We start from the raw sequence: 22,773 nt of genomic DNA, 5'->3' as shown, positions 1-22,773 counted from the left end.
TTTTAAAATCTACAGTTATGCCAAAGAGCTTTACGAAGCTTTACGCTCCATGGAGGGCGCTGCTACTGTTGTTGCTGACCACCAATATTTCAGCACAACAGATGATGGTGCGAAGCAGCAATGCTCCGCGGGAATCCAGCACAATTCCGCTCCGGCAAATATTGACGGAACTGGAAACACGTTTCAATGTTAGTTTTAATTATGCCTCTTCACAGCTCGAAAACAAATTTGTTGATAACAAATTTGAGCGTGTGGCCGGCGGTAACATGGAAACATACCTGACCAAAATGCTCACCCCACTTGGGTTACAGGCTGTAAAACTCAGCGATCGCGATTATGCCATCAAGGCTTCCGGCGCTGATGTAAAAGCAGTAGCCAAGGCTGTGGACCAGTTAGTGAAAGGTCATATTATAGATGATAAAGGTACCCCGGTGCCTGGTGTCAGCGTACACGAAAAAGGTACTACCAATGGTACAGCCACAGATGAAAATGGAAATTTTTCCATTAACGTAACCGGCAACAATGCGGTGCTGGTATTCCGCTCTGTTGGTTATCTCACAAAAGAACAGGTAGTTGGAAGCGGCAGCATGCAGGTGCAGTTATCTACGGATATACATAGCCTGAATGATGTAGTGGTGACTGCTCTCGGTATCAAACGCGATGAAAAAGCACTTGGCTATTCTATCGGTACCCTGAGAGGTGATGAAGTAAGCACCGTGAAAGAAGTAAATATTGCCAACGCATTATCCGGTAAAGTAACCGGTGTAAACGTAAGAAGCACCAGTTCTGATCCAGGCGGCACTTCATTGGTGACGATCCGTGGTCAAAGTAGTTTGACAGGATATAACCAGCCACTGTATGTAGTGGATGGAATACCTATAGCTCCCGCAGTGCGTACACCTACCCAGCCTGTTGGGCAGGTAGTGGTGGATTATGGTAGTACTATTTCCGATATTAACCCGGATGATATTGCCAGCATCTCTGTACTGAAGGGCGCCAGTGCTTCCGCTTTATACGGTTCCCGCGCGCTGAACGGCGTAATCCTGATTACCACTAAATCTGGTTCGGGCGTTACAAAAGGTCTGGGTGTTTCTGTAAACTCCAGCGCGATATTTGATCAGCCTACACTATTTCCCTTATTCCAGAATCAATTTGGTTCCGGCGACAGGGAAGGCTCAGAAGAAACGATCTCTGATGCTACCTGGGGACCCAGACTGGATATCGGTACCAAACATGTACAGTGGAATAGCCCGCTGGATGCAAATGGCAATCCTATTCCTACTGATTGGGTTTCCTATCCTGATAGGGTTAAAGATTTCTTCCGTACCGGCTCCACCTTTACGAATAACATCGCCGTTACAGGTAATAACAAGGATGGAAGCTTCCGTCTCTCTTTTACGAATCTGAAGAATGAAGGTATTATTCCTAATACAGATCTTAAAAGAAATACGCTTAATCTGGCCGCTGGATATAATCTGAGTTCTAAAATAAAAGTAAGTACCAATATCGGCTATACGAAAAACAGCAGCGGTAACCGCCCTACTTTCAATCGTGGTAGCGTAAGCAACATCGTATATACTACTACGCCGAATGTGGATATACAGCAACTGCGTAATTACTGGTTACCTGGTAAAGAAGGATTGGAACAATTCTCTCATGTACCGGGATCTACTGATAATCCTTACCTGGTGGCCTACGAATTTATCAATGGGTACGATCGCGATCGGATGATGGGTAATGTGCAGATAGATATTGAGCTCACGAAGAACCTCACCCTGATGGGGCGTACCGGTATGGACCTTTATTCAGAATCCCGCGAAAGTAAACGTCCCTTTGGTTCAGTACGTAATGCAACCGGAGCTTATGCCATCGGAACGGAATTTTTCCGGGAACAGAATACAGACTTCCTGTTGACTTATAAAAAAGAAGTGAATACTGATTTCTCCTTTTCCGTTTCTGCCGGCGCAAACCGCATGAATCAATTAGGAAAGAGTACCAATCAGAAAACAGAAAGTCTCGTGATACCTGGATTATATAATATATCCAATGCAAAAGCAGGTACCGTGTTAAATGGTTCTGGCCAGTCTACCAAACGTATCAACAGTGTATACGGTATGGGACAGGTTAGCTTCCGTAACTATGCATTTCTTGACCTGACTGCCCGTAATGACTGGTCAAGTACACTGCCCGCTTCCAATAACTCATATTTCTATCCTTCCGCAGCATTAAGTCTCATTGTATCTGATATGCTGGGAATTAAATCTGATGCGCTCTCTTTCGCAAAACTGCGGGCTAGCTGGGCACAGGTAGGAGGTGATACAGATCCTTACAATTTATATAACACCTTTAACTTCGGACAGGACTGGAACGATGTAAAGCTGGCTAATATCAGTAATGCGCTGAAGAACAATAAGCTTAAACCGCTGATTGCCACTTCCCACGAATTCGGTGCGGATGTTCGTTTCCTGAAAGGTCGCATCGGGGTTGATTTTACATACTATAGCACCATTAACCGTAACCAGATCCTCAATATTCCGGTAACCTCGGCATCCGGCTATACCAGCATGGTTACCAATGCCGGTAAGATCGGGAATAAAGGGATTGAAATAGGATTGAATGCCACTCCTGTCGCAGGGGCATTCCGTTGGGATCTGCAATTGAACTACAGCCGCAACCGGAATAAGATAATAGAACTCATGGACGGTCTCACCAACTACCAGGTAGGCGGTGCAGAAGGCATCCGCTTCCAGGTAAAGGAAGGTGCGGAAATGGGTGATATGTATGCACAGGCTTGGGAAACAGTGCCGGATGGTGAGTTTAAAGGAGAACCATTGCTTGCCAGTGATGGTACTTACCAACAGATAAATGAGTATTCAAAGATTGGTAATTACAATCCTGATTTTATGATTGGGTTTACCAATACATTCTCTTATAAAGGATTTACATTGAACCTGTTGCTGGACTGGCGCCAGGGCGGAAATTTCTTTTCTTATGTTGCCAAAAACCTGTTGAGCGATGGCCGTACCATGACAACAGTAAATGGTCGTGATCCAAAGAGCGGTGGCCTTACATGGATAGATAGTGATAATAATCATCGTACAGATGGTATGATCCTGCATGGCTATATTGAAGAAAGTCCCGGTAAATATGTACCCAATACAAATGTTACCGACCCAGAAAACTACTATGGTGAATACTACTGGAGTTTCAACGGCCGTTCTACTTTCGATGCCAGCTATGTGAAACTCAGAGAAGCTTCATTGACTTATAACTTCTCCAAGAAAACACTGGGCAGAATACCACTGGGCAATTTATCCGTATCACTGATCGCACGCAACCTGTTTACATGGACAGCCGCGGAGCAAGGATATGATCCGGAGACAGCTATGACAATATCCAATGGCAGTTTCTCACCTGGTGTAACCAGCTGGGGATTACCTTACACCCGTTCATATGGTTGTAAGATTGGATTTAATTTCTAAACCTTTAATTGTACGGTTATGCAACGCATACCTCTTTTATACCTGATACTATTGTTCGGCGTCACTTTTTCTTCCTGTAAAAAAGGATTGGAAGAGATCAATGTAAACCCGAATGAATCAGAAGTGATCAATCCCGAATTCCTGTTATCATCTGTGCTGATCAATACAGCCTATGAATATCAGAAGGCAGCATATTTCGACATGCCTGCATCTGCCGGGCGCTATATTACGATGGTGCGCAATGAGGGAAATGATAAATTCGACTGGGGTCCTCAAAACTGGGATGGCAATTATCTCAGACTTTCCGCCAACCGGGAAATGATGGACCTGGCGAAAAAAATGAATACGCCTCAGTATGTGGCGGTAGGCAAGGTGCTGGAAGTATTTAATTTTGGCTATCTGACAGACCTTTACGGAGACATCCCTTATAGTGAGGCATTACTCCTGAAAGAGCAAACCCTGATGCATCCGAAATATGATCAGCAACAAACCATATACCCGGCATTACTGCAAACTTTAAAGGAAGCTAATGACGAATTAGCTTCCACTACAGGAAGTGTGGATGCAAAGGCGGATGTGATGTATGCTGGGGTAGTGTTGAAATGGCGCAAGTTTGCGAACTCACTGAGACTAAGAATGCTGTTACGTGCTTCTAAAAGTTATGCAACTGCTTTTACAGAAATGCAGGAGATCTTGAATGATAAAAACAAGTATCCGATCTTTGAGAGTAGTGACGATAATGCTGAAGTAAAATACCCTGGTGTACTTCCTTCTAACAGCTGGCCCGGTGGTGCTCAGGCAAACGCATTCTCAGAATTCGATAAGCGTAAACCAAGCAAAGAAATCGTTACTGCACTCTTACAAAGGAACGACCCGCGCCTGGAAGTATGGATAGCAAAAGTGGATTCACTCAATGGTGGTACTTCAGATCCTAATCCATATGTAGGTGTACCAAATGCTATTCCTGCACCGTATGATTACAATGGTGGTACGCCACACATTTCCCGTCTTTCTGCCATATTCAACAGCAACAGTAATCCAATGGTGAAAGCCAGTATGATCACCTATGCTGAAGTTTGCTTTATTCTTGCGGAATGTGTACAGTCAGGTAAAGTAACTGTAGCAGGTAAAACTGCAGAAAGTCTTTACTACGACGGTATCACCGCCAGCATGAAATACTATGGCGTTGATCAGGCGGCTAGTGACGCCAATTATTACAACCAGGCTTCCGTAAAATATAATGGTACCCTGGAACAACTGATGGGACAAAAATGGATCGCAGGTTTCCTTAAAGGCGCAGAAGCATGGTTTGACAACCGCCGTACCGGTTTCCCGAAATTTGTATTGGGACCACTCGCTACTTCCAAAGAATTACCTAAACGGTATATTTATCCAAGCGGAGAACGTGATACAAATGAAGATCAATACCTGAAAGGAGTGGCTCAATTCGGAGCAGATAAACAAACCACACTCATGTGGTACCTGAAGTAAAAGCTATGATGAGATTTATAATAAGCGGGTGGCTACTGGCCACCTGCTTTTTACAATGTGAGGTACATGCACAAAGCTTAAGACCCGACCGTATTGTATTGAATGTTACGGCAGACCCTTCCCGGACTGCGGCTGTAACCTGGAGAACAGCACAATCCATTACAACAAGTTATGCCGAGCTGGCACCCGCTACCGCTGATCCGCGTTTTACGGCACAGGCAACGCAATATAAAGCGGAAACGACCGCCCCTTTTGCAGATTCTTTACCCGTACGCTATCATCATTTCACTTTTTCCGGTCTGCAACCCAATACCGTATATGCGTATAGGGTAGGACAGGGAGAAGAATGGAGCGAATGGTTCCAGTTCAGTACTGCCGGACTTCCCGGCGAACCCTTCTCCTTTATTTATCTGGGAGATGCACAGGCAAATATCCTTTCCCTATGGTCAAGGGCCATCCGGAAAGCCTGGTCATCGGCTCCGGATGCGCGCCTGATCATTCACGCGGGCGACCTCGTACACAAGGGCAATAATAATAACCAATGGCAGCAATGGTTTGAAGCTGGTAGCTTCATCCATAGCAGCATCCCCGGGATGATGACGCCCGGGAATCATGAATATTATGAAAACACAGCGGGGCAAGATGTACCCTCTGTGTTTTGGCGGCCACAGTTCACCCTGCCGGAAAACGGCCCGGCAGGCCTGGAAGAAACTGTTTACTATACGGATGTACAGGGTATGCGTTTCATTTCCCTGAATTCAGAGGAAATCCGGATATCTGATACCCTGTTGGCAAGACAGCAAACCTGGTTGGAAGATGTATTGAAAAATAATCCTAACCGCTGGACCTGTATCACCTTCCACCATCCGGTATTGTCAACAAGCAAGAAGCACGACAATACAAGATTGCGCGAAAATTTTAAACCGTTATTAGATAAATATAAAGTGGACCTGGTACTCCAGGGTCATGATCATACCTATGCCCGCGGGCGCTCCGGCAATACGGGGCCAGTGTATGTGGTATCCGTCAGCGGTCCAAAAATGACTGAGATAAGTTCACAGCCATGGATGGCGCGCACGGGTACCTATACACAATTATATCAGATAGTAGATGTAAAGCCAAAGACAATTTCTTACCGCGCCTACACGGTTACCGGAGAATTGTTTGATGCTTTTGAGCTGGAGAAACAGGCCAACGGTGAGAACCTGCTGAAGAATAAAATGAAATGATAAGGATATATTAATCATCCTGTTATTCCCCACATCCTTTGTTTTAAAGGATGAAATTATTATTTAAGAAAGAAATGAAAGGAATCCTAACCATGCTATTATGCATCCCGCTATTTTGTGCAGGCACAATATTACAGCGGGTGACGATTGTTAGTAAAGATAATCAGGTGGCCGCGCAGGTCTTACAGGAAGAGGTGAAACGACGCACCGGCCTGCAGTGGAGCATTTCAACAGAGATGCCGGCAAGCGGAGATGTTATTGTATTCACCGCCGTGAAATCCCGGCCGGAATCATACCGGATCCGCCAGTCATCAGATAAAGGCAGACGGATCACACGAGTGGAAGGAGATGGCACCCGTGGCTTGTTGTATGGCGCCGGATATTTACTCCGGGTGATGGAATACAACAAACAAGGTGTGGTATTACCAGACATACCGGACGTGGAAGTCGTTCCTGAAAAAGCCATCCGTGGCCATCAGATCGGTTACCGCAATCTCGCCAATTCATACGATGGATGGACACCGGAACAATATGAACAATATATCCGCGACCTGGCTATATTCGGAGCAAACAGCATTGAGGCCATTCCCTTTATGCCGCCTTCTCCACATTTTACGATTCCATCAATGGATATGAACCTGCGCATCAGCGGGTTTTGCAAGAAATATGACCTGGACTTCTCCGTATGGACACCGGCTACTTTTGACCTGAAGGATGCCGTAAAAAGAAAAAACTACCTGCTGCAATTTGATACCCTTCTTCGGCAGGCAGTCCGGCTTGATGCCGTCTTTTTTCCCGGCGGAGATCCAGGTGATAATAAACCACAGGAAGTACTTCCATTGTTGGAAGAACTGTCCGTTTCTTTAAAGAAATATCATCCGAAGGCGCAGATCTGGTTATCGCTGCAAGGCTATGATCCGGAAGACTGCGCCTTCGTTTATTCCTATATCCATCAAAACAAGCCAACCTGGCTTGGAGGCATCGTGGTGGGCCCATCCAGCCCCTCGCTGGAAGATACAAGGGCAGCATTGCCTGCTATGTATAAGATCCGTCATTACCCCGATATCACGCATACGGTACGCTGCGATTATCCGGTAGTATGGTGGGACCCCGCCTTTGCCTTGACACTCGGCCGGGAACCGGTGAATCCCCAACCGGTTTATTATGCCAACATTTACCGCTACATCGCTCCCTACATGGATGGCTTTATCAGCTATTCCGATGGCGCGCATGATGATCTGAATAAAATGGTGTGGAGTATGCTGGGTTGGAATACCGGGGCAGACGTGAGAGAGATATTGATACAGTACACCAATTACTTTTTCGGTTCTTCTTTCCGCGAAGAAGCAGCTGATGGTATCCTTGCGCTGGAAAAAAACTGGGAAGGCGCTATCGCAGACAATGGCGGCATCCCCGCCACACTCAGTCTGTGGCAAAAACAGGAACAGGACCACCCCGAATTGGCCGGTAACTGGCGCTGGCAGATGTTTCTGTTGAGAGCTTACTACGACGCCTATACGAGAGCGCGCGCCATCCGCGAAGCCGGACTGGAAGCAGCCGTTAACCGCACCCTGCTGGAAAGCGGCGATGCGATAGGCCGCGCAGAAAAAATACTGCAACAGGCCGATAAAGTGATCATGCCACAGTGGCGCAACCGCATCATCGCTTTATGTGATGATCTTTATAAATCGGTTGCCCTGCAAACGAGCGTGGCTAAATATAAAGCTGCAGGCGCTGAAAGAGGCGCCGTGCTGGACTTTCTGGACAGGCCGCTGAATAACCGCTGGTGGCTGGAAGACAAATTCCGTGACATTCGTACCCGTTCTAAAACGGAACAACGCAAAGCCCTGGATACGATCGCCCACTGGGAAAACCCCGGACCAGGAAGCTTTTACGATAATGTCGGGAATGTTTCCAAATCTTCGCATGTAGTGCGGACGGAAGACCTGCATACAGACCCGCTCATACTCCGCAGCGACGCTCCCGGTTTCGATTGGTGGGAAAGTGGTTACAGCCGCAGACGTCTTTCATGGATGGTAAGTATGCGCTGGCCTTCTGCCATGCGGTATGATCATCTCGACACAACAGCACGTTATATCATAAGAGTTACCGGTAACGGTGAAAGCCTGCTCCGTGCAAACGGAGAGCGGCTCAAACCAACCTTGTATAATAAAGGGATAGGAGAGATCAAAGAATTTCCCGTACCTCCTGCATTGAGTAAAACAGGCACTTTGGTGCTCACCTGGGACAGCATTGATGAAGAACACCTTAACTGGCGGCAACATTCAAGGGTCTCTGAAGTGTGGTTGATTAAATTATAAAATCATTGGCATGAAGAAAATAACTTACCTGGCAGCGGGCCTGCTACTCTCGTGCGCGGCTTACGCTACGCCTGACCTGCCGTTTACACAGGCTGTTTCTATAAAATACAATGTGCCGGCAGGATTGCAGATGCGCAAAGTAATTATAGATTATAATGATAATGTACAGGTGCTCACTACCCAGGGCTTTTACCGCGTTAGCGGAAACGACCTGGTAAGAGACCTCCGTTTCCGGCCACTGGCACAGAAAATACCGGTGGACGTTACTACGCAGGAAGGAAGCGGACATCTGTATTATTTATATGCGGATAAATGTCTTACCAACGGTTATGCCGGTGTACCCTACATCAATCTTCCATCCGGAAAATTTAACCAGGTGGTTGTTGATGCCGCCGGTCGCATGTTGCTGTCAGGGAATAACGCCCTGGCCATCGGCGACAAAGGAAAATTACAGGAGCTACCGGTTATTGCGGAAGGCGTACAACGCATGGAAGCAAATGGCGGGACGTTTTTTATATTAAGCGATAAAGCCGTTTACCGCCTGGATGGCCAGCGTTTTGTAAAGGTGCATTCCGTACAAGGCGTAACTGCTATGGCTTTCCGTGGCAACGATATTGTACTCAGTACCAACAATGGTTATTATGCCATTAACCGTACTACCGGTGATACCAGTCTTTCCCTGCAGGTACGTGTACCTGTTCCGGCTATCGGGCAGGTGATGGTTGTCAACGGCCATATTTGGGCAGGCACCGCACAAGGCGCTTTTATGCAAACGGATTCGGGCACTTACCGCTATTTTGCTTCCCGCCGCTGGCTGGACCAGGATGCTGTAAAAGGAATGGCTGCCGACAGTTATGGTGATGTATATGTTTTAACCGCTACCGGTCTGAATAAAATTGAATTCACAAAACAAACACTGGCACAGAAAGCTGCTTACTTTGAGCGCAAGATCCGTGAACGCCATATTCGTTATGGCTTCATTGCCAACCTGCAGCTGAATCCTCACGGAGATGTCGGTTCTGCTGAAATGGCGGATACAGATAATGATGGTCTGTGGAGCAGTTTTTATCTCGGCAGCCAGGCTTTTAAATATGCAGTTACGAAGGAGCCGAGCGCCAAACGCTACGCCTGGGAAGCATTTGAAGCATTTGAAAGAATATTATCCATTAACCAGCTGAAAGGATTTCCTTCCCGCACTTTTGAAAGAAAGGGATATAAAAATTCAGATCCTGAAAGATGGCGCGAATCCCCTGATCCGGAATGGGAATGGAAAGGACATACCAGCAGCGATGAATTTGTAGCCTATATCTGGGTAGCGGCAGTACTGAATGAAATGGTAGCGGAAACACCGGAAGAAAAGCAAAGGGTGGCTACTTTCATAGATAAGATCATGACGCATATTCTTGATAACAAGTATACCATGATTGATATCGATAAGAAACCTACCCTGTGGGCACGCTGGAACCCTGAATATATCAACTGGTATCCTACTACTATCGGCGATCGCAGGTTGGGAAGTACTACCATTATTGCAGGTTTACAGGTTGCATATGCGCTTACCGGAAAAGAAAGGTATAAAACAGAAGCATATAAGCTGATGAAAAAACACGGGTACCTTAAAAATATACTTATCGATACCCGCACCATTAAACAAACGCCGGGTTATATTCACGAAGGTGTAGACCTGGGCATGGGCGGCTGGAACCACTCTGATGATGAAATGGCATTTCTCACTTACTGGGTTTTATCAAACTATGCATTTACAGATGAACTGAAGCAGCAGTACAAAAGTGCTATCCTTAATCTTTGGGAATCAGAACGCCCTGAGAAAAACGCCGCATGGAACCTGATCACACTGGCTACTGCGGGGAATTATGATGCGGACGCCACTACGTGGTGGTTGCAGACTTATCCCATGGATCAGGTTAGATGGACCATTAAAAATTCACACCGGAAAGATATCACGCTGCTACCGGCCAATTTTCGCAATCAAACAACGGAGGTATTGCTACCTATGGATGAGCAGCCGTTACACCGGCACAATGCCAATGCGTTTAATCTTGATGGCGGCGATGATGGGGCATCAGAACTGGCAGGCGATGAATTCCTGCTGCCATACTGGATGGCGCGTTATCTGAAAGTGTTGGAATAAATGATTGATCAAGCAAGTATGATAGCATGAAAAATATAAAATATACCTGGGTTGCCGGTTTACTGTTGCTCACAACTTTAACTACAGTTGCGCAACAACGGGCTGCACCCAAACCAAAAATTGTAGTGGGCATGATGGTAGACCAGATGCGTTGGGATTATCTCTACCGGTATTCCGCGAGGTATGGCAACGGTGGTTTTAAACGCCTGCTGCGCGATGGTTTCCGTTGTGAACAAACTTATATCAATTACGCACCTACGGTTACCGCTTGCGGACATACTTCTGTATATACGGGAACTACACCTGCTGTACACGGGATCGTGGATAACGACTGGTATAGTCGTCAATTGCAACGGGCAGTGTATTGTACGGAAGACAGTACTGTGGAAGGAGTGGGAACGGCAGGGAAAAATGGGAAGATGTCTCCCCGCAATCTGCTGGTATCAACGGTTACAGATGAACTACGGCTGGCAACGAATTTTAAAAGTAAAGTAGTAGGTGTTGCGCTGAAAGACAGGGCCTCGATCCTGCCTGGTGGTCATACCGCCAATGCAGCTTTCTGGTATGATACCAAATCCGGCGGCTTTATTTCCAGCACTTATTACATGAAAGAATTGCCTGCCTGGGTGCAACGCTTCAATGAACAGGAGCTTCCTGTAAAATATCTTTCCAAGGGCTGGGAAACAATGTATCCCATTGCCAGTTATGTACAGAGTGACGCAGATAACAAAGATTATGAGAAATCATTCAGTCATGAAAAAGCACCTGTATTCCCGCATACTTTTGCAGGAAAGGAAAAGAATGCAGTGCGTTCCACACCTTATGGTAATACGCTGACCTTTGCTTTTGCAAAAGCCGCCATTGAAGGCTATGGCCTGGGTAGCGGAGCAGAAACGGATTTCCTCGCAGTGAGCTTTTCTTCTCCGGATGCAGTGGGTCATCAGTTTGGTCCTAATTCAATTGAAGCGGAAGATGTTTATCTGCGCCTGGATAAAGAACTGGAAGACTTCTTTGTATATCTCGATAAAAGATTTGGCAAAGGAAACTATCTCTACTTCATTACTGCCGATCATGGTGTTTCACAATCACCCGGATTCCTGGAAGAAAACAGGTTGCCTACCGGTCTGCTGGATGTGGAAGAAGTTGTGAAGAAGATTAATACCAGTATATTGGAACAGTTTGGTGTAGCACAGGGTATACGGGGACTATCAGCTTACCAGTTGTACCTGGACAGAGCAGCTTTCGCCGCTAATAAAATTCCATTGGAACCAGTGATAGAAATGGTGATCCAGAAACTGAAGGCCACTCCCGGTGTTGCTGATGCTTTATCCCTTCATAACCTGGGTGGAGAAGCATTGCATGAGCCCTTGAAAACGATGTTGATAAACGGCTATAATAAACAACGCGGCGGTGATGTAATCGTGTTGTTGGATGCCGGCTGGAAAGATGGTGGGCGCTCCGGTGCCACACATGGTTTGTGGTATCCCTATGATGCCCATATTCCGCTTGTATGGATGGGCTGGGGTATCAAGCCAGGTAAGACTTATCGTACAACAGGCATGACAGATATTGCGCCAACAGTGTCTGCATTGCTGAATATCCAGGTTCCAAGCGGAACTATAGGACATGTGGTATGGGAAGTATTTGAATAATATTTATAGTTTTTCGATGTAATCTTTTAATCGGTTAAGCAATTCATCAAAATCAGGCTGCCCTTTATTACAAAGGGCAGCCTGATTTATGTTAAAATGCATGAATCTTCATTTAAAATTCATGCAAAAAAACTTATAATATATTATTTATCATATACTTATGAAAGTAGTGGTAAATTTTCAGACAAGTATATTGAAGATACCCACCCCCGATCAGCCTGACACAATTAGCCCGCTAAAATGTCGCAATTGCACTCCCTTCCCCTTGCATTTTGTCGGTAAGTTTGTATTCGTTAAAACATTTCACGATGGAAAACTACCAGCTGGACCACGACATAAAAACAATGTATGTAACCGCCACCTCTTTTCCTGAAGGCATCATGGCTGCACACGAAAAGCTGCACTCCCTCATCCCTTCAACGAAAGAAAGGCGTTTCTTTGGAATCTCCCGCCCCGATAGAAGCGGGACAATTGTTTATAAAGCAGCCGTTGAAGTACTGAATGAAGAAGAGGCTGGAAAAACGGGACTGGACACTTTTATTATCCCCAAAGGAACATATACCAGTACCTATATTGCTAACTATGCAGATGACATACAACAGGTCGGCAGGACGTTCGATCAGTTGTTAGCCGACCCCGCACTCGACAGCAATGGTTTCTGCCTGGAAATGTATATGGGAGAAAAGGATATGCGCTGCATGGTACGGCTAGACACGGGAAATGTTAGTTAGATACCACTTTTTTACTGCTCCATTTACCCAGTGCAATAAACAACATTGATACCGCAAAGAATACAGCAGCAATACCTGCTGAATTGATCAGTGCTTTTTCAAATCCAATTTTGGTAACGTCCAGAAATGGATAAGGATAGAACCCCGAAAAGGAACCCCGGATAAATGTAAATACGATATAAATACCTGGGTAGATCAGCCACGGCCAGCAATCACTCCATCCCAGCTTATTCTTTGGAACAAACAGGAACCAGTAAATCAGGAAAAGCACGGGGATGATGAGATGCAGCAATTCATCTGCCACCCGCTGTAATCCTTGCGGCTCCCATATAAAACGCAGGATCAGGTTATAAATAATACCTACAATAACAATGTAAACCGTAATGGCCGTCCGGGTAGTTTGACGTGAAAAAAAATCGCCCCAGCGGGATCGGGGTCGTAACAGCAGCGTTGTACAACAAACTGCTACCATCAAATTTGTAAGTATCGTAAAATAGCTGAAGTACTGGATAATGATTTCTACAGGAGGGGCAATCCCGCTGGAGATAGTGATACAGAATTGAGCTATTAATGCAAACCAACCCAAAACTGTTAATACAGATAAATAAGCTTTCATGATTATGTAGAGATTTAGTTATTTTGTTTCAGGGGTATATCATCCTCTGAAACAAAATAACTAAATCTCTACATAAAAAAATCTCTATATCCGGATAAAAGTATTATTATGATAACGAAAGAGATTGTACGAAATCCTTATATCTGTATTTTATGTTAGGAATGACTTTTCAGAAAAGTGTGCTCCCTATACTGTGTGGCATGCTGTTATGCCCCCTGTTTACGCATGCTCAGCAAACCCCCGCCACTGTTATTTATGTATCGCCGGATGGCAATGACGCCCACGCGGGTACGAAATCGCGGCCGGTGGCTACATTGGCAGCAGCCCTTGATCGCAGCAGGACGCTGCGGAAAGCACATACGCTGCATACTCCGCTGGAAATAAGGATTTCGCCAGGTACCTATCCGTTGCAAGCCCCGTTATCGCTTACCGAAGAGGATGCTGGCACCGCCGGGTCTCCACTGATTTTTAAGGGACAAGGAAAGATGGCGCCGGTTATTTCGGGAGGGGTGCAGCTCCCTGCTTTTGAAGCGGTAAATCCGCATCTCTGGAAAGCAAGTGTCCCCGCAAATGCAAGGGGAGAAGTAACGCAACAATTGTTTGTTAATGGCAAAAGGGCTATCCGGGCGCGTACACCCAATATCGAGGATACCTGGTTTGAAACACAACGGGTAACGGAAAAACTTATAGATACAACTACGCCGGCAAAACTGGCCATGCAGAAGTTCCGCTTAACAACAGAACAGTGGCAGGTCCTGGAAGATATTCCGGATGCAGACCTTTCCAAAGTAACTATCTCCGTGCATCATTGCTGGGATCTTACCAGGAAATATATTCATGGCAGATCCGCAGTGGATTCAACCATCACTATTATCGGCGAGCCTATGCAAGAGGCGAGTAAACTGGATAACAACTCGATGTTTTTCCTGGCGAATTCCAGGAAAATGCTGGATGCACCAGGGGAATGGTGGCAGGATGAAGCACATACAATATGGTATATTCCGCGGAAGGGAGAAGTAATTGGCAGTACCACCGCAGTCATCCCGGTTATTGATCAGTTTATGACGATAAAAGGCACCAGCAGCCGGAAGGCGGCACACATCAGCTTTGAAAACCTTTCTTTTCAATACAGCCGCTATCTGATGCCTGCAACCGGCGACGACCCTTTACAGGCTGCCGCCAGGGTCTCCGCAGTGATCATGATAGATGATGCAGAGAATATCACATTTGATCATTGTGAAATTGCGCATACCGGCACCAATACGCTGTGGTTCAGAACTGCCTGTGCAGATAGTAAAGTGGTGCATTGTTATTTTCATGACCTCGGTGCAGGCGGTATTATCATGGGTGATACCACGCTACCAACAAATGATGCAACCGTTACCCACAACATTACCGTAGATAATAATATCCTCCGCGCAGGCGGCCGCGAATTTCCAACAGGTGTCGGCGTGCTCATCTTTAATGCCCGTGATAATAAAGTGTCACACAACGATATTTCAGATTTCTATTATACCGGCGTATCTGTCGGCTGGGTTTGGGGATACACCTACAACCCATCCCGGGGAAATAAAATTATCTACAACCACATCTACAATCTCGGACAGAACCGTTTAAGCGATATGGGCGGCGTATATACGTTAGGGATATCACCTGGCACCGTTGTAGCGAATAATGTTATCCATGATATATCTTCTCTTGGATATGGCGGATGGGGCCTTTACACGGATGAAGGTTCCACAGGTATCATCATGGAAAATAACCTCGTATACAGGTGTAAAAGCGCCGGCTTTCATCAGCATTACGGCAAGGATAATATCATCCGGAACAATATTTTTGTTTCGCAGGTAAAAGCCCAGCTGGAAGCTTCAAGAGTAGAGGATCATCTCTCTTTTTCCTTTACTAATAACATTATTTATTTTGATAAAGGTAACAGCCTGACAGATAAACCAGGATGGGAGCGGGTACATTTCCGGTCGGATAGTAACGCTTACTGGAATCCGGGTACACAGGACATCCGGTTTGGACCAAAAAGCTTTGCCACCTGGCAGCAATCCACCGGGAAAGATGTTCATTCTGTGATCGCTGATCCTGGCTTCGCAGACCTTTCCCACGATGATTTCCATATTACTAACAAATCCCTTATGTCACGCATTGGCTTTATACCGTTTGTCTATGAGGCAGCAGGTGTTTACGGCGAAAACTCCTGGCGGAAGCTGGCTGTTACCGGAAACACACCGGAATATACTTTTCGCTAAAAGTATATTCCGCTTTCAACAAGCAGGGGCCTCCGTTTGTTAAACTATTATGAAAACGGAGCAACCAAAGATCATCGTTACCCGGCTTTTATCTGCTGCTGGTATTACGGTTAACGGGAACAATCCATGGGATATTCAGGTATACGATGAAAAATTCTATCAGAAAGTGCTTGTATCGGGTTCATTGGGGATGGGAGAGTCCTATATGGAGAACTACTGGGATTGCACGAAACTGGATGACTTCTTTTTAAGGGTCCTTCGTGCAAATCTTGATACCAGCATTCAGCACAACCTACCTTTTAAACTGGAAATTTTACTTGCCAGGATCTTCAATTATCAAAGTCTTTCCAAAGCGCATCATAATAGCAGCAGACATTATGATATAGGCAATGATTTTTTTAAGCAGATGTTGGACAGACGTTTGACCTATACCTGTGCTTTCTGGAAAAATGCGCATACCCTTGATGAGGCACAGGAACATAAACTGGACCTTACCTGCCGAAAACTGAATCTGAAAGCGGGTATGCACGTACTGGATATAGGTTGCGGCTGGGGCAGTTTTGCAAAATTTGCAGCGGAGAAATATGGTGTTCAGGTAACCGGTATCACCGTTTCCAGTGAGCAGGCTAAACTGGCCAGGGAGCTTTGTAAAGGCTTGCCTATTGATATCAGGTTGATGGATTACCGCCTGCTGGATGAAAAATTTGATGCGATTGCATCCCTGGGAATGTTTGAACACGTTGGATATAAAAACTACGGCACCTACATGAAGGTAGTGCATCATTGCCTCAAAGAGGACGGCTTGTTTTTATTGCATACCATCGGCGGAAACAAGCCATCTACCTTTACGGACCAATGGCTCAATAAATATATTTTCCCCAATGCCATGATTCCTTCTATCAGCCGGATAGGACAATTTATAGAAGGTTTATTTGTGATGGAGCACTGGCAGAATTTTAGTATTAATTATGACAAAACATTGATGGCCTGGTACGAAAATATTTCTTTGAATTGGGATAAGCTCAAAACGAAATATGATCAGACTTTTTTCAGGATGTGGAAATATTACCTGTTATCCTGCGCCGGTTCCTTCCGTGCCCGAAACAGCCAGTTATGGCAGATCGTGCTTTCCCCGAAAGGAGTAGCAGGCGGATACAGGTATGACCATCAACCGGGTGATGATTGAAGAAAGGATTGCCGGACCCCGATCTTCATATGGTTGAGCCACCTCTTCCGGGTCTTCACAGTTAGTCAGTTGTCCATTTTATGAGCATGCCGGAAAAGCCCCGCACAGAACATTCCGGATTTTTAGCTATTTTTAGCGTTAATGTTTTCAATAAAACCATCATAAGGGGCGACTTAACGGGCATGACGGAACATTTATACAATGAAAATGAATGGCTGAAACAGATTGCTGCCGGCAATGAGGCGGCTTTCAGCAACTTTTTTTACCGGCATGCACCCGGCGTCTATGCATTTATTTTAAAAATGGTTAAGCAGGAAGATGTTGCCAGGGATCTGTTACAGGAAGTATTTATCAAAGCCTGGTTAAACCGCACCCGTCTTCCGGAGATAAATAAGCCTGTTTCCTGGCTTTTACGTATTGCTTCCAATCTTTCCATCAATCACCTGCGCCGTAAGCAAATAGAAGCCCGTTGGCTGGAAGAGCAGCAGGTAGGAGGTGCCGACGGAGAGAACAATGCAGAAAAAGAATTGCTGGTACGTGAAGTACAATCGCTCATCGGGAAGGCTGTCACCCTGTTACCCGCACAACGCCGCCGTATTTATGAACTGAGCCGGGAAGAGGGCTGCGACCGCCGCGAGATCGCCATCAGGCTTGGGATCTCGGAAAATACGGTCAAAAACCAGTTGGTTATCTCCTTAAAATTTATTCGTCGTTATCTCATCGCAAAAGGTGTTCCTTATCTCCCCCTGATATTGCTTACCGGAAAAATTTTATTATCCGGAACGGTACAAGCTGTCCCTCAGATTGTCTTATAAGGGAACAAAGTAGAAATATACAGTTTGAAAAACGGTGAACGCTTACACATGCAGCAATTGCTGCATCGCTATATGGAAGGTACTGCTACCACAGCAGAAACCCAATGGCTCATGGAAGCCATTACGCGCCACACGAACCCTGGTTACTGGGAAGACCTGCTGGAGCCATTGGCTGCAAATGATGCAGCTGAACCTGTATCAGCACCACAACAGTGGGAAGAAATATTACAGGCTGTTTTCTCCCAAACACCAACAACGGCAGTGGAATGCACTGATAAACCCAAACAGCGCCTGGGCTTTTTGTTATCCGGCAAATGGCGTGCAGCAGCGGCTATCATCATACTCATGGCCAGTGGTACTTATTTCTTGTTGCATAAAAAAGCAGTCGCCCCACCTGTACTGGTACACGAGGTGGTACCGGTGAAAGATGTGGCGCCTGGTGGTAATAAAGCAGTACTGACGCTGGCAGACGGCACGCAGGTGGAACTGGATAGTACACAGCAAGGCACACTGGCGCAACAGGGTAATATGAAAGTATTGCAGCTCAAAGGAGGCCGTCTTACCTATCAGGGCGCGCAACAGGCGCAATCCGGCGCCGCATTACAGTATAACACTTTAGCTACGCCCAAAGGCGGACAGTTTGTAGTAACGCTCCCCGATGGCACACTGGTATGGCTCAACGCTGCCAGCTCTCTCCGGTATCCTACCTCCTTTGCGGGAGGAGAGCGCCGGGTAGAGCTAACAGGCGAAGGATATTTTGAAGTGACAAAAGATCCCGCCCGCCCTTTTTACGTACAGGTACAAGGGATGGAGGTAGCTGTATTGGGCACTCACTTTAATGTGATGGCTTATGCCGATGAAGGGATCATAAAAACAACCCTGCTCTCAGGTGCTGTGAAAGTAACGCATGGCCATTCATCTGCGCAGTTGCTGCCAGGACAACAGGCTGGCTTACCGGCTACAGCTGCCGGCTTTACGGTAAAACCCGCTGATATAGAACAGGTAATGGCCTGGAAAAACGGGCTGCTGTCATTGGAAGACGCCGATGTACCGGCAGTAATGCGGCAGATAGCCCGCTGGTATAATGTGGATATACGTTATGAAGGACCTGTACCCGAACGGCGCTTTATAGGTGCTATCAGCCGGCAGGTTAATTTATCCGCCATTTTAAAAGCATTAGAAATCAATAATGTGCATTGCCGCATGGAAGGAAGAGAGATCATTGTAACACCATAACCGTAAGTCTTTCAGGATAATATTGTTCACACTTTAAAATAATTCATTTGAGGTAAACCACACATGGCTGCCCATAAAAAAACCGGCAATGTTGACGCATCGCCGGTGTGCAGGGCACAAAAATAACGTCAGGTAAACGAATTTTTAATCACCCAAAATCGAAGTTATGATTTTTACTGCTTGGTACCAAAACAAGGGCGGTACAGCATCCCTATCCACGCAAATATGGAGAATTATGAGGCTATCGGCTGTATTACTATTATTCAGTGCGTTACACATATCCGCCACAGGGCTATCACAAAAGATTACCCTTTCTTCCCACAACATGCCACTTGAAAAGGTGTTCCGGGAAATAAAGCGGCAGGCGGGTATGTCTTTCCTGTTGGATCAGCAATTGCTGAAACATGCTCACCCTGTTAGCATGGAAATTAAAAACGCCACCATTCGCGAAGCATTGGATCTTTGTTTAAAAGATCAGCCACTTACCTATGAGATTCTGAAAGACCTGGTGGTTATTAAAAAGAGAACAACAGCACCGGTGAACGTTGTCATCACTGCGGATATTTCGAAAAAGATCACAGTACGGGGAACAGTACGTAATCCGAAAGGAGAGGTACTGCCTGGTGTGGTGGTGACCATTAAAAACAGCAGCACAGGCACGGTAACAAAAGAAGACGGTACGTATTCTATCGTAGCAGATGAACAGGATGTACTGGTATTCGGCTTACTGGGATTCGAAAAAACCGAGATCGTGGTAGATGGAAAAGCAACCATAGATGTTGTGTTGCAGGATAACCGGAAAGACCTGGGAGAAGTAGTGGTAACAGCCCTGGGTATAAAAAAGGAAGTGAAATCGCTGGGTTATTCCGTTCAGGAAGTGAAGGCGGCCGATGCTTTTGAAAAGGTAAAAGAACCGAATGTACTGAGCAGTTTATCCGGTCGTGTAGCAGGGTTGGTGATCTCAAATAAGACCGGCCTGTATGAAACGCCTGATTTTTTGCTGCGTGGCGCCACACCGCTGGTAGTGGTGGATGGTGTACCGGTTAATTCAGACTTCTGGGATGTAAATGCCAACGATATTGAAAATATCAACGTGATCAAAGGGGCTACCGGGTCGGCGCTTTATGGCTCCCGTGGTAAGAATGGCGTAGTGATGATCACAACAAAAAGAGGAACAAAAGATAAAAGAGGGGTATCTGTTAATTTTAATTCCTCCGGTACTTTTCAGAACAGCTTTATTGTTTTTCCGGAAGTGCAGCATCGCTACGGATCAGGATTCGGAGGTCAGTACGCATTTGTAGATGGTAAAGGCGGCGGCGTGCAGGATGGCGCCGGCTACGTATGGGGACCGGAGTTAGATCAGGCAGATCCTTCCTCTTCCAGCGGCTATTGGGAAACCACGCAATTTAATTCACAGAAAGATCCGCAAACGGGTCAACTGATCCCCATGCCCTGGATTTCAAGAGGGAAAAATAACCTGAAGAATTTCCTGGAAACCGGTTACATCTTAAACAATAATATTTCTATTGCCGGGCAAAATAAGGATGGTAATTACCGGGTTTCTTTAACCCAGTTCAACCAAAAGGGAATGGCGCCCAATACAAAGCTGAAGGGTAATACGGTTGCTTTCAACGGTGGTTATAAATTCAGCAAGCGCCTCACCGTAGATGCCAGCGTGAACTACAATAAACAGTATTCCGATAACTACGAACAGCAGGGATACGGGTCACAGAACTTCCTGTATAATATGCTGATATTTATGGGGGCTGATGTAGACATCCGCGATATGAAAAACTACTGGAAAGCCGGGCAGGAAGGATATGTACAAAACAGCTTTAACAACCTCTATTACAATAACCCCTACTGGCTGTTGAATGAGGTTACACGGGAGTACGACAAGAATGTAATCAATGGCTATGTGAAGGCTGATTATACTTTTAATGAGCATCTTAAACTGATGGCCAGAACCGGTACCAACTGGTTCTCCACCTATTCTACCTACAACGAAAACCTGGGCTGGATTGACTGGGGAAAGTTGCCTGACGGAGAGTACCGCGTGAATAACGACTATTACTTTGACATCAACAGTGATGTGTTGCTTTCTTACGATAAGAAGCTGAGTGATAAATGGGGCTTGTCTGCTGCTGCGGGCGCTAACAGCAGGAGTACTACTATCCGCAACCAGTATGCATCTACAGATGCTATTGTGGTGCCGGGGCTGTATAACCTGGCCAATAAAGCTACACAGGTAGAGGCTTCGAATTCAAAAAGTGAAAAGCGGGTAAATAGCCTGTATGGAATGGCTACTATTGATTATAAGAATGCGCTTTTTCTCACGCTGACCGGTAGAAAAGACTGGTCGAGCAGTCTGCCACCAAAGAACAATTCCTATTTCTATCCATCGGTATCTTTAAGCGGTGTGTTGTCGGAGTTTATAAAAATGCCGGCATTTGTCACCTTTGCAAAGCTGAGAGGATCGTGGGCTAAAGTAGGCGGAGATCTGGACCCATACGGATATATTCCCACCTATAGTTATGCTACTACCTGGGGTACCACGCCCAGTGTTACTGTAGGTAATGGTATCTACAATTCCAATATCCGGCCACAGTTTTCATCTACTTATGAAGTAGGTACTGATCTGCGTTTTCTGAATAATCGTTTAGGCATAGACGTAGCCTATTACAAAATACTGGACATCGATCAGATCATCTGGCAAAGCGTGGCCTTATCTTCCGGCTATGCATCGCGTCAGATCAATGCGATGGAGTTTTATAAAAAGGGTGTGGAAATCACGTTGAATGCCACGCCGGTGAAGCTCAGTAACTCACTGCAATGGAATGTGCAGGTCAACTGGTCGAGGATGCGTTCCTATCTCGGTGAACTGGCGCCCGGAGAAGAAAAATACCAGGGTATCTATGCCTCCGGCGATCAGCTGGGACTTGCGAGGGGAACAGGATGGGAGAAATCTCCCGATGGACAGATCATCTATAACAACGGGCGTCCTGTGATGAGCAATTATCCGCAGGACTTTGGTTATTACGATGCGAAGTGGACCGGCGGTATCGTTAATAATTTCAAGTACAGGAACTTTAGTCTCGGTTTTGTATTTGATGGCCGGTACGGTGGGAAAATATATTCTGTGATGTCGCAGCAAATGATGGTGGGCGGTGTAGCAAAAGAAACCGCTGTTGGTGATATCCGCACCAAACCATACGTGGGAGCAGGTGTAGTGGTAACAGGCGGTGATGTTACCCGCGATGAAGCAGGCAAAATTATTTCGGATACCCGCACCTTTGCACCCAATACAACCGGAATTAATTATTTCGATTGGGTGAATGCCTATTATAACCGCATGTTTGAAACAAATATTTTTGACGCCACTTTCCTGAAACTGCGGGAGGTCACCTTTACCTATTCCCTGCCGAAACATGTACTGGGCCGCACTTTTATAAAAGATGCCAGCGTGTCTTTAGTAGGAAGAAATATGGCGATCTTCTTTACAGAGCTGCCTTTTCTTGATCCGGATTCCTTTAAGGGAGATAATCAGAATCCTTCTCCCAGGAGCATGGGTTTTAACTTAAATGTGACGTTCTAATACAAGTAA

General features: G+C 45.9%; 13 protein-coding genes. 12 read left to right on the top strand and 1 reads right to left on the bottom strand.

Going from position 1 to position 22,773, the window contains the following annotated elements:
* Positions 1–17: 17 nt before the first annotated feature.
* From ABQ275_RS13375 to ABQ275_RS13345, 7 genes are all read left to right on the top strand, one after another.
* On the top strand, positions 18–3,482 hold the full coding sequence (locus ABQ275_RS13375) for a SusC/RagA family TonB-linked outer membrane protein (RefSeq protein WP_349313638.1): 3,465 nt from the start codon (positions 18–20) through the stop codon (positions 3,480–3,482).
* Between the two features lie 18 nt (positions 3,483–3,500).
* On the top strand, positions 3,501–4,973 hold the full coding sequence (locus ABQ275_RS13370) for a SusD/RagB family nutrient-binding outer membrane lipoprotein (protein ID WP_349313637.1): 1,473 nt from the start codon (positions 3,501–3,503) through the stop codon (positions 4,971–4,973).
* 5 nt (positions 4,974–4,978) lie between these two features.
* Positions 4,979–6,202 (top strand): metallophosphoesterase family protein, encoded by a 1,224-nt coding sequence (locus tag ABQ275_RS13365; RefSeq protein WP_349313636.1) that lies wholly within the window; start codon positions 4,979–4,981, stop codon positions 6,200–6,202.
* Between the two features lie 74 nt (positions 6,203–6,276).
* On the top strand, positions 6,277–8,523 hold the full coding sequence (locus ABQ275_RS13360; protein WP_349313635.1) for a glycoside hydrolase family 20 zincin-like fold domain-containing protein: 2,247 nt from the start codon (positions 6,277–6,279) through the stop codon (positions 8,521–8,523).
* A gap of 10 nt (positions 8,524–8,533) precedes the next feature.
* Positions 8,534–10,675, top strand: a complete 2,142-nt coding sequence (locus ABQ275_RS13355) for a hypothetical protein (protein ID WP_349313634.1) — start codon at positions 8,534–8,536, stop codon at positions 10,673–10,675.
* A 26-nt stretch (positions 10,676–10,701) separates the two neighbouring features.
* A complete protein-coding gene (gene pafA / locus ABQ275_RS13350) occupies positions 10,702–12,327 on the top strand; it encodes an alkaline phosphatase PafA (protein WP_349313633.1) in 1,626 nt (541 codons plus the stop codon).
* A gap of 308 nt (positions 12,328–12,635) precedes the next feature.
* Positions 12,636–13,058 carry a hypothetical protein gene (locus tag ABQ275_RS13345; RefSeq protein WP_349313632.1) on the top strand — a complete coding sequence of 141 codons (423 nt, stop codon included), beginning with the start codon at positions 12,636–12,638 and terminating at the stop codon, positions 13,056–13,058.
* Here the strand turns inward: ABQ275_RS13345 and ABQ275_RS13340 are convergent.
* On the bottom strand, positions 13,051–13,674 hold the full coding sequence (locus tag ABQ275_RS13340; RefSeq protein ID WP_349313631.1) for a Pr6Pr family membrane protein: 624 nt from the start codon (positions 13,672–13,674) through the stop codon (positions 13,051–13,053). The genes ABQ275_RS13345 and ABQ275_RS13340 overlap by 8 nt on opposite strands.
* A gap of 152 nt (positions 13,675–13,826) precedes the next feature.
* On the opposite strand from ABQ275_RS13340, the gene ABQ275_RS13335 reads away from it, so the two are divergent.
* From ABQ275_RS13335 to ABQ275_RS13315, 5 genes are all read left to right on the top strand, one after another.
* Positions 13,827–15,932, top strand: coding sequence for a right-handed parallel beta-helix repeat-containing protein (locus tag ABQ275_RS13335; RefSeq protein ID WP_349313630.1), 2,106 nt, complete (start codon positions 13,827–13,829; stop codon positions 15,930–15,932).
* 49 nt (positions 15,933–15,981) lie between these two features.
* Positions 15,982–17,118 (top strand): cyclopropane fatty acyl phospholipid synthase, encoded by a 1,137-nt coding sequence (gene cfa / locus ABQ275_RS13330; RefSeq protein ID WP_349313629.1) that lies wholly within the window; start codon positions 15,982–15,984, stop codon positions 17,116–17,118.
* A gap of 182 nt (positions 17,119–17,300) precedes the next feature.
* The gene (locus ABQ275_RS13325) at positions 17,301–17,933 is read left to right on the top strand and encodes an RNA polymerase sigma-70 factor (protein ID WP_349313628.1); all 633 of its coding nucleotides are present in this window, start codon (positions 17,301–17,303) and stop codon (positions 17,931–17,933) included.
* 48 nt (positions 17,934–17,981) lie between these two features.
* Complete coding sequence (locus ABQ275_RS13320; protein ID WP_349313627.1) at positions 17,982–19,169, top strand: FecR domain-containing protein; 1,188 nt, start codon at positions 17,982–17,984, stop codon at positions 19,167–19,169.
* Positions 19,170–19,404: 235 nt separating this feature from the next.
* Positions 19,405–22,764, top strand: a complete 3,360-nt coding sequence (locus ABQ275_RS13315) for a SusC/RagA family TonB-linked outer membrane protein (RefSeq protein WP_349313626.1) — start codon at positions 19,405–19,407, stop codon at positions 22,762–22,764.
* Positions 22,765–22,773: the final 9 nt, after the last annotated feature.

It is taken from the genome of Chitinophaga sp. MM2321, from assembly GCF_964033635.1.
Lineage (GTDB): Bacteria > Bacteroidota > Bacteroidia > Chitinophagales > Chitinophagaceae > Chitinophaga.
This window is presented reverse-complemented; position numbering and strand designations above follow the sequence as displayed.

Coding starts and splice junctions, on each gene's coding strand:
- ABQ275_RS13375 (WP_349313638.1), top strand. CDS start 18: ATGCCAAAGAGCTTTACGAAGCTTTACGCTCCATGGAGGGCGCTGCTA.
- ABQ275_RS13370 (WP_349313637.1), top strand. CDS start 3,501: ATGCAACGCATACCTCTTTTATACCTGATACTATTGTTCGGCGTCACT.
- ABQ275_RS13365 (WP_349313636.1), top strand. CDS start 4,979: ATGATGAGATTTATAATAAGCGGGTGGCTACTGGCCACCTGCTTTTTA.
- ABQ275_RS13360 (WP_349313635.1), top strand. CDS start 6,277: ATGAAAGGAATCCTAACCATGCTATTATGCATCCCGCTATTTTGTGCA.
- ABQ275_RS13355 (WP_349313634.1), top strand. CDS start 8,534: ATGAAGAAAATAACTTACCTGGCAGCGGGCCTGCTACTCTCGTGCGCG.
- pafA (WP_349313633.1), top strand. CDS start 10,702: ATGAAAAATATAAAATATACCTGGGTTGCCGGTTTACTGTTGCTCACA.
- ABQ275_RS13345 (WP_349313632.1), top strand. CDS start 12,636: ATGGAAAACTACCAGCTGGACCACGACATAAAAACAATGTATGTAACC.
- ABQ275_RS13340 (WP_349313631.1), bottom strand. CDS start 13,674: ATGAAAGCTTATTTATCTGTATTAACAGTTTTGGGTTGGTTTGCATTA.
- ABQ275_RS13335 (WP_349313630.1), top strand. CDS start 13,827: ATGTTAGGAATGACTTTTCAGAAAAGTGTGCTCCCTATACTGTGTGGC.
- cfa (WP_349313629.1), top strand. CDS start 15,982: ATGAAAACGGAGCAACCAAAGATCATCGTTACCCGGCTTTTATCTGCT.
- ABQ275_RS13325 (WP_349313628.1), top strand. CDS start 17,301: ATGACGGAACATTTATACAATGAAAATGAATGGCTGAAACAGATTGCT.
- ABQ275_RS13320 (WP_349313627.1), top strand. CDS start 17,982: ATGCAGCAATTGCTGCATCGCTATATGGAAGGTACTGCTACCACAGCA.
- ABQ275_RS13315 (WP_349313626.1), top strand. CDS start 19,405: ATGAGGCTATCGGCTGTATTACTATTATTCAGTGCGTTACACATATCC.